The sequence below is a fragment of the Ignavibacteriales bacterium genome (assembly GCA_016700155.1).
Taxonomy (GTDB): domain Bacteria; phylum Bacteroidota; class Ignavibacteria; order Ignavibacteriales; family Ignavibacteriaceae.
The window spans coordinates 207,496-225,581 of sequence record CP065001.1 but is presented as its reverse complement, the minus strand read 5'-3'; the positions used below and the strand labels follow the sequence as shown (position 1 = coordinate 225,581).

The 18,086-nt window shown below is 37.6% G+C and carries 10 protein-coding genes; 5 read left to right on the top strand and 5 right to left on the bottom strand.

What is annotated here, in order from left to right; translation table 11 throughout:
* Window positions 1-26 precede the first annotated feature (26 nt).
* From IPM56_00895 to IPM56_00880, 4 genes are read right to left on the bottom strand one after another with little or no spacing between them, the layout of a single operon-like run.
* Window positions 27-1,049: a PorV/PorQ family protein gene (locus tag IPM56_00895; GenBank protein QQS36541.1), complete on the bottom strand. Its 1,023-nt coding sequence runs from the start codon at window positions 1,047-1,049 to the stop codon at window positions 27-29.
* A gap of 50 nt (window positions 1,050-1,099) precedes the next feature.
* On the bottom strand, window positions 1,100-4,765 hold the full coding sequence (locus tag IPM56_00890; protein QQS36540.1) for a hypothetical protein: 3,666 nt from the start codon (window positions 4,763-4,765) through the stop codon (window positions 1,100-1,102).
* A 21-nt stretch (window positions 4,766-4,786) separates the two neighbouring features.
* Window positions 4,787-7,549, bottom strand: coding sequence for a TonB-dependent receptor (locus IPM56_00885; protein QQS36539.1), 2,763 nt, complete (start codon window positions 7,547-7,549; stop codon window positions 4,787-4,789).
* Between the two features lie 37 nt (window positions 7,550-7,586).
* A complete protein-coding gene (locus IPM56_00880; protein ID QQS36538.1) occupies window positions 7,587-9,245 on the bottom strand; it encodes a peptidylprolyl isomerase in 1,659 nt (552 codons plus the stop codon).
* Between the two features lie 386 nt (window positions 9,246-9,631).
* On the opposite strand from IPM56_00880, the gene IPM56_00875 reads away from it, so the two are divergent.
* Genes IPM56_00875 through ettA form a run of 3 tightly spaced genes read left to right on the top strand, consistent with a single transcriptional unit; the run spans window position 9,632 to window position 15,046 of the window.
* Window positions 9,632-11,827 carry a S9 family peptidase gene (locus IPM56_00875; protein QQS36537.1) on the top strand — a complete coding sequence of 732 codons (2,196 nt, stop codon included), beginning with the start codon at window positions 9,632-9,634 and terminating at the stop codon, window positions 11,825-11,827.
* A gap of 57 nt (window positions 11,828-11,884) precedes the next feature.
* Entirely contained in the window at window positions 11,885-13,342 is a 1,458-nt protein-coding gene (locus IPM56_00870) for a peptidylprolyl isomerase (protein QQS36536.1), read from the top strand.
* Window positions 13,343-13,360: 18 nt separating this feature from the next.
* Window positions 13,361-15,046, top strand: a complete 1,686-nt coding sequence (ettA, locus tag IPM56_00865) for an energy-dependent translational throttle protein EttA (protein QQS36535.1) — start codon at window positions 13,361-13,363, stop codon at window positions 15,044-15,046.
* Window positions 15,047-15,053: 7 nt separating this feature from the next.
* Here the strand turns inward: ettA and IPM56_00860 are convergent, their stop codons facing one another.
* Window positions 15,054-15,821, bottom strand: coding sequence for a response regulator transcription factor (locus tag IPM56_00860; GenBank protein ID QQS36534.1), 768 nt, complete (start codon window positions 15,819-15,821; stop codon window positions 15,054-15,056).
* A 265-nt stretch (window positions 15,822-16,086) separates the two neighbouring features.
* Between IPM56_00860 and IPM56_00855 the strand changes: the two genes are divergently transcribed.
* Window positions 16,087-16,821: a hypothetical protein gene (locus IPM56_00855; protein QQS36533.1), complete on the top strand. Its 735-nt coding sequence runs from the start codon at window positions 16,087-16,089 to the stop codon at window positions 16,819-16,821.
* Between the two features lie 24 nt (window positions 16,822-16,845).
* A complete protein-coding gene (locus tag IPM56_00850; protein ID QQS36532.1) occupies window positions 16,846-18,066 on the top strand; it encodes an ammonium transporter in 1,221 nt (406 codons plus the stop codon).
* Window positions 18,067-18,086 lie beyond the last annotated feature (20 nt).

Genomic DNA, 18,086 nt, shown 5'->3' with positions numbered 1-18,086 from the left:
CTCCTGATTGGAGCATTTGTTAATTATTAAAATTTTAATTTAACCGCGAAACTATGTGTGTCGCCTAAATATTCAAATTTCTGAAACGCATAATCAAAACCAAAATCAATGACCTCTAAACCATAGTTAACTCCAACACCAAAGGTCAATCCTTCCTGGCTGTCTTCAAGGAATAATGCCTTGTATCCGCCTCTAAGACAAAGTATATCATTAAATAAAGACAATTCACCGCCAAGGTTCAGGTATTCTGAATTATCATTTGAATGAGTTGCATCTATAGCTAATGTAAAACTTTGTTCTTCCATAAACTGGAACTCTTTCGATACACCTATCTGAAGTTTAAGCGGAAGATCAAATTTATCAGTTTTGTAGTATGCATCTGTTGTTTCATTATTACCTTCGCGGTCAGGGTCAGAATCATGTCTTACAAGAAGATCCTCTCCCGAAATCTGCATCTTTGATCCGTAGTTTGATATTGCACTTGAGAACTTGATACCGTAAAAAGGCGTATTAAAAATTGTTCCTATATCAAATGCGACTCCGTCTGCAGATGAGTTGAAGATTATCTCTCTTATATACTTTACGGAAATACCCGCAACAAAATCATCAGTTATATTTCTTGCGTATGTAAGACCGAAAGCATAACTGGCTGCAGTAAATTTTTCACCCGTTCCTTCAGGATATAGTTCGGTGGTTACATCCATCTGACCAAAGTCAAGACTTGTAACACTTGCACCTAAACTTCCTAATCCTTCAATAGGCAGTATTATAGCGGCGTAATTAAGTCCTATATCAAGCCCTTTGAATAATTCAGAGTGTGTGAAAATTACTGTGTATTTGTTCTGTGTGGCAGCACCTGCCGGATTCCAGTAAAGTGCCGTTGCATCATCTACAATGGAAGTAAACGCGCCCCCCATTGCATTAGCACGAGGACCGACACCGATACTAAGAAATTTTGCGGCGGTGGTTCCGGTTTTAGTTATCTGGCTGAAACCATCCGATTGAAGTGCAGCAAACAGAACCAAGGTTAATATTATAAACTTTTTCATATACTATATATCTCCATATATAATTTCATTCCTGTTAAAATTTTGCTTCACTATTTAATGATAGCAAACTTTCCGGTTTTAGTTCCAATGCCGGGTGCTTCAATGTGATAGATGTAAATTCCATATGAAGCAGACAGATTATCCCTGGTTAATAGATTCCATTCAGCTGTTCCGTCGTTAAGCGTACTTTCATGTTCAATCTCTGCAACAAGTTCTCCGTTGACGGTAAATATTCTTATTGTACATTTATTCGGCAGATGAATAAAGTGGATTGAACGAGGACCGCGTCCGCTTGAATAAGGATTCTTAGGTTCCCATTTAGCTGTAGCTATATATGGATTCGGAACAACTTTTATATTCTCCATATCAAGTTTTGCCTGTTCATTGTCAACATAAGCTGTTTTGGCAACGAACCTGAAAACATCGTTTGACAGGAATGGTTTAATAATATTTATTATTGCCGAATCTCCTGATGATGGAATTACAATATTAGCAGCGCCAACTCTTGCAAGAGAGAATTGCCAGCTTGGTGCAATTGCTGTATCAGTTATCCCGGATTCCATAAACACAATAATATCATTCCTTAGAGAGCCATCTGAAGAAAATACTCCTGAACCGGTACCTGCAGTATCAATTTCAATAAAAGCAAAGTCAATAAACTTAGCCTGACTTACATTATAAATCTTAAAGTTTACCGGCTTAGCTGGGAAGGTTATACCTGAGTAAACAAAACTTCTTGAAGTATCAAGCCCAACATCTCCAAAAATAATTTTGTAGTCATTAGGTTTTTCAACCCCTTTAGGTTCTGTTGGTCTTGGCGGCTTAAACTTCTCAACATTAAATCTTGTGACACCCTGGGTACTCCACCTTGATTTAACAGTATCCAGTTCAACTTTACTTGAGTTAATAAATGATAATTTAAATCCATCTGTTATCAATCCTTCATCATTGGATTTAAAGTTGGTCGCCTTGTCAATCAGTAAAACATTTGATGTAGAATCAAGTAGTGAATAATTTTTAGTTGTGAGAGTATCTGCCGCTCCTGTTATAGTCGTATCTTCAAAAGTTATATAGTAAACGTGACCATCTCTAATATTATTAAGATCTATAATCTCGTAATTGACTTTACTTGTGGTAAAGCCCTGGACTAATTGTATCTCACCTAATGTTGAAGGCTGATAACCGGCAACAGGCGCTTCGGGTGTTACAACAACAACATTAGATCCTAATTTATTAACTGTACCATCAGGATTTAATGAAATGCTTATATCGCTTTCAGAAGGTGCGATACCGCCAAATGTATAACCGAAATCATAAGCAGTAATTGCATAGTAATATGTGAATCCGTTCCGGGCTGATGAGTCAACCCATGAATGCTGTAACCCGGTATCGGTTCCAAGATTAAAATGAACTCCTTCAAATCCAACTGAGTCGTAACCGACAATACCATCTTCAAGATCGAATTGTTTTATTGGCAATAAAAATGTCGGTGAACCCTGGGCATTAGTAATTACTCTTGCATCAAGAAATGCCGGATCAGAAGCCCTGTAAATTCTGTAACCTTCAAAATCATTTCCAACTCCACCGATATTTGAAATGTATTTATCAAAACTGGATTCAGCAACATCGTCCCAGTAGAGTGTTACTTTGTTATCTCCTGCAACGGCTGTGAGTTTTGGGCTCAGCGGTGCATTGGCAAACTGGTAGTCATTATTATAGGTTTCCTGTGCACGGAATTTTTTATCAAGTACTGCCTGTTTCCTTATTGTTCCGTTTGGATCAGTTGCTGGTCCGTTTGCCAGAATGATAGCAAGTGAAACTGGCTCTGTTTGTCCGGGTAACAGCGGGAATAATCCTGAAGAAGCAAAGATATTATATTCACCTGCTACAGCATTGGCGGGATCAAAAAAGTTACCGGGAACCATAAAATTATCCCATACGAATTCATCTGTGTACTGGTCACTCAACCCTTCTGATGATGGTCTGTAAAATGAACCCGTAATTCCAATCTGATCTGTCTCGGAAACATCTGTAACATCAATATTTGGTTCTCCGGGGAGATTATCACGACCGGGTGTCGGCTTACCATCATTTTCACCTTCATCACCTGTTTCTGCTAAACCATCAAGACCAACATCATCAGTTGCAATGTTCCAATCACCATCGTCATCAATTCCATTGTCTCTTGATTCATCAATCATATCATCGATGCCTTCATCCATAAACTCATCAACGGCATCGTTGTTATCATTATCAATTCCATCTGCGAATTTTTTCCCGAGATCTTCCGCCTTAACATCATATAAAATTATGTTTGTTCCGGGAACTTTATACCTGTAATAAGGTGCATCGTTTGCAGCAGCAGTAATCATTTCCTGGGTTATAACAGGACTGCCTTCTTCACCGTCATCATCATTATCAATAAAATCAGTATATGCCCTGCCTAAATCATCAGCTTCTACCATAATCAGATGAACGGCGCCATTCTGAATTGGATCTGTTTCAGGATTAGCAGGCCATCTTTTCCAGATATCTCCTGATGACTGATCTACCATCTCCTGTGTTACAACAGGGCTGCCGCTTTCTGCATTTAAATTCTGATCTATTCTGTCAGCGTAGGAAAGTCCATCCTGAAGTATGTGAGTATTATTCTCATCAATTAATCCGTTTCCATTGTTATCAATTCCATCTGATCTTCGGGGATCAGCTAAACTAGAAGTATCGCTTTCAGTTGCAACCATCAGGGCTGTAACCTTTGGTCCGCCCGGTTCACCATCACCATCGTTATCAATTCTGTCAATTGCGTTACCGGGAGTTTCAAGAAAGGCACCGCCAACTATACCGGCAATGTAACTTCCTGATGAACCTTGTCCCTGGTTGTTATCATCTCTTGACCAGATCATATCATTTAAAATATCGTATTCAGTTATATCATCGTTTCCCGTCTCTCCCACGTAATCAGCCCAGGTAATAGTAACACCCACCTTGTTTAAAGGTTTTGTTCCATCATTTTTAATTTTAAATAATAGGAACATTGCATCCTGAACAAGTATCTGAGACCACGTCATAACTCTGGTGTCAAGTATAAGACCCAAGCCTTTTCTTGTCAGATCTGTAGTATCCGGAAAATAAAAAGGGTACCTGTCATAGTTATTGTCGGAAGCCTTGAAATACATTTCCTGGTCGGCATTAAAAACACTTTTACCAAAATAACCATTCCACGAACCCGGCCAGCCCGGATCTCTCGGATCAGTTAATTTGTCGGGCCAGGTATCAGGCCATGAAGTCGGATCATCGCTGGTTGCAAATCCTTCCGGCTTTTGTTCATTGAAATAACCGCCAACAGGTTCAAAATTCCAGGTAAGACCCTGAGGTGATTGCAAGTAGTGACACCTTGAAACTATATGCAGTGTATCACCATTATCATCCACTACTTCAGCACCTACGATAATACCAGCAACTGCAAGGTAGATCTGTCCGGTGTTTTTAGGCCATTCATAAGGAGTTTGAACTGAAATCGGGAAAGAGCCGGATTCACGTCCGGTCATTCCATAATTGAAGATGGTTGTCCTGATCTGATTTCCTTCCATATGTCCAAAACGCCTGAACCTTATATCGCCCCTCTCGTTGCTTGGAACATACTGTGCGTATCCAACATCGATTAAACTTGATATCAGGATAAGAAGCAGAAATAATTTTTTATTGAGTGTAAACATTAAATTCCTCCGATGTTCTTTTTAAAAAGCTAAATCAAATCCGAACTGAACATTCCTTGGTTCTCCGAAATGACCCGGATACTTAATAAATTCTTCCGGTGTGTTTGGTCTTCTCGGATCAAATCCAACTGACTGCAGCTCTGTTGTAAAATCGGGTTGTCCAGTATCCCCGAAAACGGTAACAGGAATTCTGTTATCGAGCAAATTAAATACTCTTACAAACGCAGTAATATTAAAGTCCATCACCTGGAAAGTTTTATCTACTTTTAAATCCAGTGTAAATTGGGCTGGAATTCTTCTGCTGTTTCTCAGAAAGCCACCACCTGTTAAACGTTCAGCGGTGTATTGAGTAACAGTTGGTGTGTATGGAAGCCCTGTTCCATATCTCGCAATTAAGCTTGCACCCCATCCGTCAAAACCTGTATAAACAGATGCGTTCAAAAGATGGTTTTGATCCCAATCCATCGGAATTAAATATAAACTTGGTTCTGAATTACCCTGAAATGCAAAAAATTCTTCTTCAGGTCTGGAGTTTGTACCTTCTGCAACCTGGTAGGTATAATTAATATCGAACGCAAAATTATCTTTAAATACTTTGTTGAACGTTAATGTTATTCCTTTAACATTAGCATAATCTTTATTTGTGTAGATTGAATATGTTACACCGATTTGAGTTGAAATAGGCGGTCCGGCTGTAATCCAGTCTCTGACGTCCCTGTAAAAACCAGTTATATCTATCAGGTAGTCACTCCAAAATTCCTGGCGGAAACCAAGTTCATACATAACAGTTTTTTGTGCCTCGAGATTTGGGTTCCCGTATAAACCGACAAAACTTCCATCGTTAGGTACATAATATGGTCCATCAGCAAATAAATATTGAAATGGGGGAATTTGAAGAAAGTGTCCGTATGAAAAATGAACTACACCGGCTGCACTGATCGGATATGCAATACCAAAGCGTGGGCTGACTTGCATTTTTGTTTCCGAATCTTTATAAAAGTACGGCTCAAGCATGCTGGTATATTGAGTAATGTCAGCTACATCTTTCCAGGTGTCATTAGGAGTATTAATTCCAAAGAAAGATGGAGCCCTTAATGGTGCATAAATATTTGGATCTTTGAATGAGTTAATGCTTTTCCCATTATAGGTCCCCTCATACAAAACTTTTCCGTTAGCATCAAAATAATCAAACCTGACACCTATGTTTATGATTACATTTTCAAACTCAATTTTATCCTGAATATAAGCCGCCATCTCAAATGGATCATTATTGTATTTAACACGGTTTGGTTCAGTTACACCGGGAATAGCTGGTTTGAATGGTTGCGTTGTAACTCCATTTATTACTTCCGGCTGCAGATTATAGTCATCAAATTTCAGGTTGTGAGATTTAACTTCAGCACCAAATTTTATAAGATTATCTTTTGTTACCTGGCTGGTAAAATCAACTCTTCCCTGGTAAGTATTTGTCGCCCTGAAAAACCTGTGAAGATTTGTTCCTTTTGTGAGGAAGGAATAGCTTGCACGATTCTGAAATGAATCCGGTGAGAAGTAGCGTGTATCATAAGGATTTTCGTACAGATATTCATTAAAATCTTTTTGGAAGAATGAACCTTTCGCTGTATAAAAGGTTGCGGAAGAAAGCATGTGTGTAAATGTCGCTGTTCCATTATAACTTTCCGAAAACTTCTTAACATCACCTTCCGGGTTCCAGCGATATTCATGGTTATAGTCCCTGTAATCTTCTTTTGAGTATAATCCTTCAAGATTAATCTTTATTTCCTGTAAGGGTGAAAAACTGATATTTCCCTGACCGTAATAATTTTTCCTCCAGTTCATTGGAACGACTTTACTGTCTCCCTGTGTGCCGTCAGGATTATATCTTCTTTCACCGTATAGATAACCGTCATCATAATTATATCTTCCATTTATAAAGAATGAAACGATATTATTTGTAAACGGGACAGGACCACCGATACTTCCCTGGAAATTATAAGTTGAAACGGGATCAATATTATCTATGTGAGGAAAATATTCCGTAAAGTTACTGATATGGTCACTGCTGTAAATCATAAGACTTCCGTGATATTCACGACCGCCTTCTTTCGTTACAGTATTAACAATTCCTGACATCGCATTTCCGTATTCAGCATTGAATGTACCACTGATAACCTGCAATTCCTGAACACTGTTATTATCAATCTGTATACCTCTGCTGTTATCATAAGCATCAGTGATAGAAATACCGTTTACCCAGTAAGCAATTTCCGATGTACGTCCGCCTCTTATATGAAAACTACCATCGGCACCGCGTGTTACGCCTGCCTGAAGCTGAAGTACGTCATCAAATTCGGCAACAGGAAGTCTTTCAATCTGTTCTGAAGAAACTGATGACTGACTGGATGTAACATCCTTTTTTACAAGATCACTTTTGCCTTCAACTACAATTGCTTCAAGTTCAACAGCAACTTCGGAAAGTGTAAAGTTCACCTCGGTTGTCTGATCGATAGATACCAGTACATTCTGAACAATCTGTGCCTGGTACCCTATTGCCTGTGCTTTAACGCTGTACCGGCCCGGAGGTAAATTAAGAATAACATATTCACCTTCCAGATCCGTAGCTGCGCCGTAATTGGTTCCTTCAAGAATTATATTTACGAAAGGTAACGGCTCACCGGTTTTCTGATCCAGAACTTTTCCGGTTATCTTGCCTGTGGTTCCCGCAAATACAATGTTCGTCGAAAAGAAGATTACAGCCACAAATAATTGTATCGCTTTTCTCATGTATTGCTCCTTAACTGAAAAATTTTTTTGATTTTTTTCAACCTAAAATATTGTATGAATCAAGCAAGGCAGAATTAATGCTTACATTGATTTTCTTTTTTAACTCTTTAATATAATCTCTTAAAGTAACAGTTTGATTTTCAAACCGGGCTGCTTTAAGCACATCAGATTTAACAATTTCAAAATCTAATGGTTCACTATCTTTCTTTCCAAGCACCCGGAATATTCCGTAAAGATTTTCAATGTGTAAAGGCCCGATAAGTGTACCTACTTCCGATTGCCAAAATGTATCTTTATAATTGCCGTAACGGGAAATGGGTGCGAATCCCATCTCACCATTATTTTCTGCCGACCATCTTCTGATAGAAAATTTATTTGCAAGCAATCCAAAATCTTCGCCGTTCGATATTTGCCTGAAAAGACTGTCAGCAAGAGACTCATTATCAACCAGTATTTCCTGAACATTCAATTCTCTTTCAGAAGAAAATGTGTGAATATTTTCTCTGTAATATTTTTCTAAAGTGGAATCAGGAAGAAATGCATTCTGTGATATGCGTTCGATTTTATATTTAAAGAAAATATTTTGTTTATAAGCTTCCATCATATCAATAACAGACTGGGCTGATACATATCCACGCTCTTCAGCCATACCGAAAATTATTTCATTAATCAGAAGTCCTTCAATCACTGCTTTCAGTGATTCAATTGAGTTGATTCTGTTAATGTGAGAGTCCGGAATGGTGAAAATTCTTTGCTCAATTTCTCTGACAGTATAACTCTTGCCTTTATAAGACACTAATTCTTTGGTCATCTGATCGGGTTCGGATTCAACATTATTAGCAGAGTACATTCCAGCAAGCATTTCTTTAACAACATCATCATTAAATGACAACTGGTTCCTGTCAAAAATCTGATTGATATATTCTTTTTCCGCCAGAAGGTTTTTCTTAATCCTTAAAACTTTTTCGAGGTGAGCTTTTTTGTTTTGAAACTCATACTCAGTTAATAACGGCTTTTGATTTCTGCTCTCAAGCTTTATTATACTATATCCCTGTGCTGTTTTTATGGGAGTTGAAATTTCACCTACCCTTAATGAATATGCTGCTTCTTCAAACGCCGGGTCCATATCGCCCCAGGTAAATGAGCCTATGAGTCCGCCGTTATTTTTTAAAGTCGAATCCGTGAAAACCTGTTTTGCTAATTCTTCAAAACTGTTGCCGTTATTTACAAGCCGATAAAGTTCATTAGCCTCTACTTCAGTTGAAGCGTACAAATGTCGTGCAGTTAAAGATTCATTCGCTCTAAGAAATGCCTCGCGCATCTCAGGTTCAGTCACTGATATTTTTGAATAGATTTCCTGCTCTTTAAAATGAGCAAGTACAACTTTTCTTTTTGACCACTCTACTTCGCGTATAAAATTTACATCGGATAAAACTTCTTCATTAGAATCATATGAATAAAGCAGAATTTCGTTGATCATATTATTAAGGACTGCATCACGGACTGCTTTGCTGTCCCTGGTTCCGGAAGAGTTAAGAAAGTTATTATAACGTAACTTGAATTCGGAAAGTGTTATAGAATGTCCGCCCACTGTAGCAATTACTTGTTCATCACCAATATGAACATTTGCATTAGTGATTGTTTGACAGGCGCAAAACAATACTACAAACAGATATATTTTTTTTCTCTCGTACATACTTCGATTTATTGAACTACCGGCGATAAAGACGTCAGCAATTTATGCAAAGCGGCTGTTTTATGGAGTGTTGTAAAAACTTTCCGCTAAGCTAATCCCTCATTTATTTGTGTCAATTTTTCTACCTGTTAATAAAACAAACATCCATGCACGACGCTAATTTAATCGATAGAAAAACAATAATAAAGATTTTGGAAGTACGGATTACTTAACCGGTTAAGGAATTTTAGTCGAAATTCTTTTATGCGCTGAATTCAATTCCAATTAAAAAAATGAGACGATATAGAACACTAAACGGACACATTTTATGATGAGCCAAATTCCGTTTTTATACCGGAAATTCTTAATTTCATTTTTAACAATGCAAACTTTTTCGGAGAATCAAGATGCAACCAACCAAATCTTTATACGCTATTTTTGCAATAGTAATTCTATTAGCCGGATTGACCTCAAGTCCCGCGCAGGATAAGCAGCTTACATTTCAACAGACATATAAAGGTGGTCAACCCAGATTATTCAGTCCCCTTCCCCAGATAAAAGGATGGTATGATGATAAAAATTTTCTGCAGATAAAGAGAACCTCCGATGCTTACGCACTGCTTAAAGTAAATGCGCAGAATGGAGATGAATCTGTTCTGCTTGATTACAATGAAATAAATAAAAAACTTCCGGAAGGATTTGCCATTGAGCGCGCTGATGAATATTCAAATGATTACAGACATTTTATGTTTAATCAGAAGAATGATATTTACTATTACTCAATTAAGAATAATTCACTTAAACAGCTAACCAACTCCCCTGATGTTGAAGAATACAATCCATCATTTTCACCTGACTATAAAAAAATAGCATTTACCCGGAACTATAACCTCTATGTAATTGATATAAACTCGGGCAAAGAAACACAGCTTACTACAGATGGCGGAGGATTGGTTTATAATGGTTATGCTTCCTGGGTTTATATGGAAGAAATCCTTGGTAGATCTACAAACTATAAAGCTTACTGGTGGGCGCCAAACAGTGAAATGATTGCTTTTCTGAGAACTGATGATTCTCCTGTACCTGAATTTCATTTAGTAAATGCAAATGGGATTCACGGTGAACTTGAGACACAGAGATATCCTAAACCCGGTGATCCGAATCCTGATGCTAAAATGGGGATCGTTCATTTAAAAAATTCAAAAACAACGTGGGTGAATATCCCTGAAAAAAACGATCAGTATATCGCCTGGCCATTCTGGACAAATGACAGCAAACAGATTTTTGTTCAATGGATGAACCGTGGACAGGATAACATTAAAATCTATTCAACCGATCCTAATAGCGGAAAAATAAAGGAGATATATGACGAGAAGCAATTATCGTGGGTAGTCTTCTTTGAGGATCTTTACTTATTCAAAAATGGAAAAGGATTTTTAGTCCGAAGTGATATAAACGGTTGGCAGAACTTATTCTACTATGATATGAAGGGTATACTAATTTCAAAACTAACAAATGTTGAATGGAATGTAAGTGATATCCAGTACGTCGATGAGAAAAAAGGTATAGTATATTTTCATGGTTCAGGAGAAAACACAACTGAGTCTCACTTATTTAAAGTCGATTTGAAAACTCAGTCAATAGAACAGTTAACTGATGACGAAGGAACTCATAAATGTTCTATTTCACCGGAAGGTAGTTTTTTTATCGACAGATTTAATAGCATTGAAACTCCAAGCATTCTTGAAGTTAAAAGTATTGACGGCTCTTCAATTCTTGAATTAGGCAATCAATTCAATGAAGCTATTGAAGATTATAAACTCGGCAGGACAGAATTATTTACAGTAACCACCGAGGATGGATTTGAACTGCCCGTTAAGTGGATTCTTCCGCCTGATTTTGATGAATCAAAAAAATATCCGGTTGTCTTCTCAATTTACGGAGGACCCGGTACCGCAGGTGTGAAAAACTCATTTTCAACTTTTCTTGGTCCGCAATACTTAGCACAAAACGGAATCATTTATATAGTTGCTGATAATCGGGGTTCAGAACATTTTGGTAAAAAAGGACAGTCAATGATGCATCGATATCTTGGTAAATGGGAAACTGAGGACCTGATTTCAATTGTCAAATGGCTGCGTACTAAAGAATTTGTGGACGAAACAAAAATAGGAATCACCGGCGGAAGTTATGGAGGCTATGTTACCTGTATGGCTCTGACAGCTGGTGCAGATTATTTTACTCATGGTATCGCTGAATTTTCTGTCACTGATTGGCAGTTGTACGACAATGTTTATACTGAAAGATATATGGATACCCCGGATGAAAATCCCGACGGATACAAGAATGGCTCAGCAATTACTCATGCAGATAAGTATAAAGGGAAAATGCTCATAATTCATGGCACCATGGATGACAACGTTCATTTACAAAATACAATTCAACTTGTTGATAAGTTACAGGATTTGAATAAAGACTTTGAGATGATGTTGTATCCAAATGAAAGACATGGATGGGGTCCGCCGAAATACTTCCACCTCGTGAAGGAAGAGCTTAAGTTTTGGTTCAAACATTTATTGAATAAAGAATTCAGTGAAAACTGATTTTGGATTTTTAACATAAATAATTTTCAGAGTTTAATTTGACCAAAGAGGTTAAGAATGAAAATAACTGGATTGACATTTTTATTTTGCATTGGTATCGGAATTTTAACAACTACCTTAGCACAATCAGGTAAACCGCAATACAATATCCGATGCGAACGTGAAGGAACTTTTATTGGAAATATTAAAGTTGAACTATTTTCTAATATAGCTCCTCTGCATACACATAATTTTGATAGCCTGGTAAACATTCAATTTTTTGATACTACTGCATTTCACCGGGTGGTTCCAAATTTTGTTATTCAGGGCGGGGATCCGAACTCGAGACATGGTGATCCATCTACATGGGGTAATGGAGATTCAACCCAAACAAATGTGCCGGCAGAATTCAGTAACGTAAATCACACAAGGGGTATATTAGGAGCCGCCAGAGATAATGATATCAACAGTGCGAACTCACAATTTTTTATTAATGTAGTTGAAAACTCAGGTTTGAACGGCAACTATACCGCATACGGCAGAGTCTATGAAGGAATGGATGTAGCTGATAACATTGTTAATTCACCAACTGTACCCGGAACAGAAAGACCTGTTCAAAAAATAGAAATGTTTATCACTTCTATTGGCGTAAATAATAATATTCCTTCAGCACCCACTCTAATAAGTCCAGCAGATGGTTTAGCAGATGTGGTGGGTGGTATAAATTTTCAATGGGCCGGAGATGAAGAGACTGTTTTATACACATTACAAATTTCAAAAGACTCAACCTTTGCAGTACTTGATGTAGAGGTTGAGGTTGGAAGGACTAACATTACCCGCGGAGAATTTGATCAAGGTTTTGTAAAATATTATTGGCGGGTCAGAGCGAATAATGGGGGTAACTACAGCGAGTTTTCAGAAACAAGATCATTTATAACTGGGATAGCTTCTCCACTGCTTAGTTCGCCGGTTGACAGCGCGACTAATGTTCCGATAAATGCCCAATTTATTTGGAACAACGTTCTGGGTGCACAATCCTATAGGTTACAAGTCGCGACAACTGCCGCATTTTTTGGCACTGGTTTAGTATTAAATACAAATGGAATTACAGACACAACCTATTCTATCAATAACCTGCAGAACAACAAAAAATATTATTGGCGTGTGCGTGGAATAACCCCTTCATATGAAGGTATATATTCACAGGTATTCAGTTTTACAACTACATCAGCTGTTACTATTAATGAGGATAAGCCCATTTTCAAATATGAACTAAATCAAAACTATCCAAACCCATTTAACCCTTCCACCGAAATCTCATTTTCAATTTTGAAACGTGAGCATGTGACATTAAAAATTTTTAATGTTCTTGGAACAGAAATCACTACATTGATCGATGGTGAACTTGAAGCAGGTTCACATCGTGCATCATTTAATCTGAATGATATCTCTTCAACTTTGACAAGCGGAATTTATTTTTATCAATTAACAACCGATTCATTTAAGCAGACAAAAAAAATGATGCTATTAAAATAAATATATAAGAAAGCCTTAATGAGCAACGAAGTAAACAAAATAATTTACTCCATGATCGGAGTAAGTAAGTTTTATAACAATAAACCTGTTCTTAAAGATATTTACCTATCATACTTTTACGGTGCAAAGATCGGCGTGATAGGATTAAATGGCTCCGGTAAATCATCACTGCTAAAAATTCTTTCCGGGGTTGACAAAAATTTTAATGGCGAAACAGTTCTTTCTCCCGGTCATACCATTGGTTACCTTGAGCAGGAACCTTTACTTGATGATAATAAAACTGTAAAAGAAATTGTTGAGGAAGGAGTTCAGGAAGTTGTTGACCTGTTAAAAGAATACAATGCAATAACAGAAAAATTTTCTGAACCAATGGATGATGATGAAATGACAAAACTGCTAGAGCATCAAGGTGAAGTTCAGGAAAAACTTGAAGCAATGGGAGGATGGGATCTTGATTCGCGCCTTGAAATGGCAATGGATGCGTTGAGGTGTCCACCAGGTGAGATGAATGTTAAAGTTCTTTCAGGCGGGGAAAGAAGACGAGTTGCGTTGTGCAGATTACTTCTTCAAAAGCCTGATATACTTTTGCTTGATGAACCGACAAACCATCTTGACGCTGAAACAGTTGCATGGCTTGAACATCATCTTCAAAAATATGAAGGTACAGTTATAGCAGTTACACACGACAGATATTTTCTTGACAATGTTGCAGGCTGGATTCTTGAACTTGACAGAGGTGAAGGAATCCCATGGAAAGGAAATTATTCTTCGTGGCTGGAACAAAAACAGGAACGGCTTAGAGTTGAAGAGAAACAGGAAAGTCAAAGACAAAAAACTTTACGGCGTGAACTTGAGTGGATAAGAATGAGTCCTAAAGCCCGTCACGCAAAATCAAAGTCAAGAATTACTTCTTATGAAAATCTTTTAAAAGATGAAAAAGAAAAATCACAGAAAGAACTTCAACTATACATTCCTGTTGCGGAAAGATTAGGTGATGTAGTAATTGAATGTGAAAATATTTCCAAAGCATACGGAGATAATATTTTAATTGATGATTTAACATTCTCAATTCCTCCTGGCGCAGTAGTTGGAATTATAGGACCAAACGGCGCGGGTAAAACAACCCTATTTAAAATGATAACAGGGTTGGAAAATCCTGATAAAGGAAATCTCAAAATCGGTTCAACAGTAAAACTGTCTTATGTCGATCAATCAAGAGACGCACTTAATCCCGAAAAAAGTATTTGGGAATTAATCTCCGGTGGCGAAGATACTATAATGCTTGGTACAAGGCAGGTTAACTCACGCGCTTATGTTGCGCAGTTTAATTTTTCCGGTGGTGACCAGCAGAAAAAAGTCGCAGCATTATCTGGCGGCGAACGTAACCGCGTTCATCTTGCTATGATGTTAAAGCAAGGTGCAAATGTTATTCTTCTTGATGAACCGACAAATGATCTAGACGTGAACACTCTACGCGCACTTGAAGAAGGAATTGAAAAATTTGCAGGTTGTGTTTTGGTTATAAGTCACGACAGGTGGTTCTTAGACAGAATCGCAACACATATACTCGCATTTGAAGGTGACAGCAAAGCAGTTTGGTTTGACGGAAACTATACTGAGTATGAAGAAAAACGTAAAGAGCGATTAGGTGTCGATGCCGATCAACCACACAGGATTAAGTACAGGCATTTGACAAGAAGTTGAAACTGCATTACCCTTTAAAGGTTTTTCGCATAATATTTCCGTAGCGCTGGCTTAACTGGAAAGGTTTGGAAATGTTTTTCATATAAACGCAGTAACTTCTCAAACCACACTTTTCAATTTTTTGAAGATGCCAGATGTTTACTATAGTTGCCCTGTGAATCCTTAAAAAATCTTTCGGGGGCAGTGTATCTATCCAGTTACGGATGGATTTCCTTACTATTAATTTGCAGCCATCTTCCAGCACAAGTTTGGTGTATTCTTTAAGCGCAATTATATAGACAATACTGCTGTATTCAATGAACTTCAGATCGTTGCCGATTTTTATCAGCAGATGATCATTTTTCTTTTGAGCAGTTTTATTTTCACTTTCAATATATGTCAGTTTGTAAATTAATTTTTCCTTTAACGCTTCTAACTTTTTTAACCTGCTTTGAATTGATTTTAAAACAGGTTCACCTGCAACCGGTTTTACTATTACATCATCAGCACCAAGTTCCATAAGTGTTCTTGAATGGATCAATTGTTTTATATCTGTTAAAACTATTAAGGGTATTGATAAGGTTGCGTTGTTATGAGAAAGTTCTTTAACAACTTTCAATTCTGATTCCGGATTACAGATGTCACAGATTATAATATCAGGCAGGTAGGTTACGGCAATGCTAATACCGTTTTTTTCGCCTGCTGTAAGATAAGTGTTGAATCCTTCAGCTTTCAGAGTTTCTTTATATGAGGTTTCCTGATCGGGTAAACCGTGAACAATCAATATTTTTCGCACAAGATCCGATCTTCCCCGGAAATAAAAAAATTAGCTGTTCAAACTTACTGGTATAATGATTCTCAAACAAAGATTAAAAATTAATTCTATTTGACAGCTTCTCGCTCATTGTGTATATGTTGCACTTGTTGATTACAAAAATGCAATCGTAAAATCGTCCGGTTATTATTGTAACGGTTGTTTTTTATGGAAATCAATAACACATATTATTCAAACCTCTTACACCATCTCAAACAATTCCCATATACAAAAAGGAGGAGATTAAATGATTCGCAAAATTCTTTTTTTCATTGTTCTGTTATTGTGTTCAACATCTATGTTTGCACAGGAATTTGAAACAAACCTAAATGCCGAATTAGTCAGCAGGTATATCTGGCGTGGTTTAAATGTTAATGACGCGGTTAACATTCAACCTGCGCTAACATTTTCCGCTTATGGTTTCAGCCTCGGATTCTGGGGTTCATACAGCCTTTCAAGTGATCCTTCAAATACAAAATCAGCATTAGGACAAGAGTTAGATACATGGCTTGGATATACACATTGTTTCAACAATGGTATGAGCGTTACTGCACTTATTACTGATTACTATTTTGCCATTGCCGGAATAAAATGGGGAAACTTTAATGATTATGACGATCCGGATGGACCGGGCGCACATGTTATTGAAGCCGGATTAAGTGTAAAAGGTCCGGAATGTTTTCCAATAACTTTAAGTGGATATTTGAATTTTTATAATGATGCTGGTAATAACATTTACTTCCAGGCAGATTATCCTGTTGAAGTTCAGGATGTATCATTAAACTTTTTTGTCGGCGGCACAACCGGCAGTGCAGAAAATCCTTTCTACTATGGTTCTGAAAAATTGAATCTCATTAATGTTGGTGTTAAAGCATCAAAGTCTGTAAAGATCACCGAAGAATATTCTTTACCCGTTTCGGTTTCATTTATCGGCAACCCAAATACTGAAACAACATATTTGGTATTTGGATTAATGTTTTAAAAATAAATTTTTAAAGGAGTAATTATGTTCGACACTGGCAGTACCGGCTTTATGCTTATTGCAACAAGCCTTGTTATGTTAATGACACCTGGTCTCGCATTCTTTTATGGCGGATTGGTTGGAAGAAAAAATGTACTCGCAATAATGATCCAGAGTTTTGTTTCATTGGGATGGACAACTGTTATCTGGTTTGCATTCGGTTATTCACTATGCTTCAGCGGCGGTGAAGGCGGCTTGATCGGAAACTTTGATATGGCATTCTTTAACGGCACTGATCTTAATACTGCATTTACAGGGAATAATCAAATTCCACTTTATGTTTTTGCAGCATACCAAATGATGTTCGCAATTATAACTCCTGCATTAATTACCGGAGCTTTCACTAACAGGGTGAAGTTCCCTGCTTACATGATCTTCCTCACACTCTGGCTAATTTTTGTTTACTTCCCTCTTGTTCACATGGTTTGGGGAGGTGGTCTGTTAGCAACATGGGGAGTTCTTGATTTTGCAGGTGGAATTGTTGTTCACGCAAGCGCAGGTATGGCAGCACTTGCATCGGTATTTTATGTGGGTAAACGAAATATTATTGAAAGAGGTCCGCACAGCATTCCGCTTGTTGCATTAGGTACTGGATTACTCTGGTTCGGATGGTACGGTTTTAATGCAGGAAGTGAATTACAAGTCGATGCAATCACCGCAACAGCATTTCTAAACACAGACGTCGCTGCATCATTTGCAGCAATAGTCTGGTTATTCCTTGCATGGTTCCTTGAAAAGAAACCAAAATTTGTCGGGCTACTTACGGGTGCCGTAGCAGGGCTTGCAACGATTACACCTGCAGCAGGATTTGTTACTGTTCAACACGCCGCTATTATCGGAATAATTGCTGGTATCGTTTGTTACTTTGCTGTAAGTTTGAAAAATAAACTTCATTGGGATGATGCACTTGATGTTTGGGGAGTTCACGGCGTTGGCGGTACAATAGGCGTAATTTTACTTGGTCTGTTCGCATCTTCATCAGTAAATCCGATTGTAACCTCCAACGGACTATTTGCCGGAGGTAATTTAGAATTTCTATGGAAACAGTTAATAAGTGTAATCGTTGTAGGAGCCTATTGTTTTATCTTTACTTATGTAGCACTCTGGTTGATTAATTTTATAACTCCTGTTAAAGTAACAAAACAGGAAGAAGAAACAGGTCTGGATAATTCACTTCACGGTGAAATAGCTTATGAGCAGGAATAATCATTAATCAAAAATGAGGA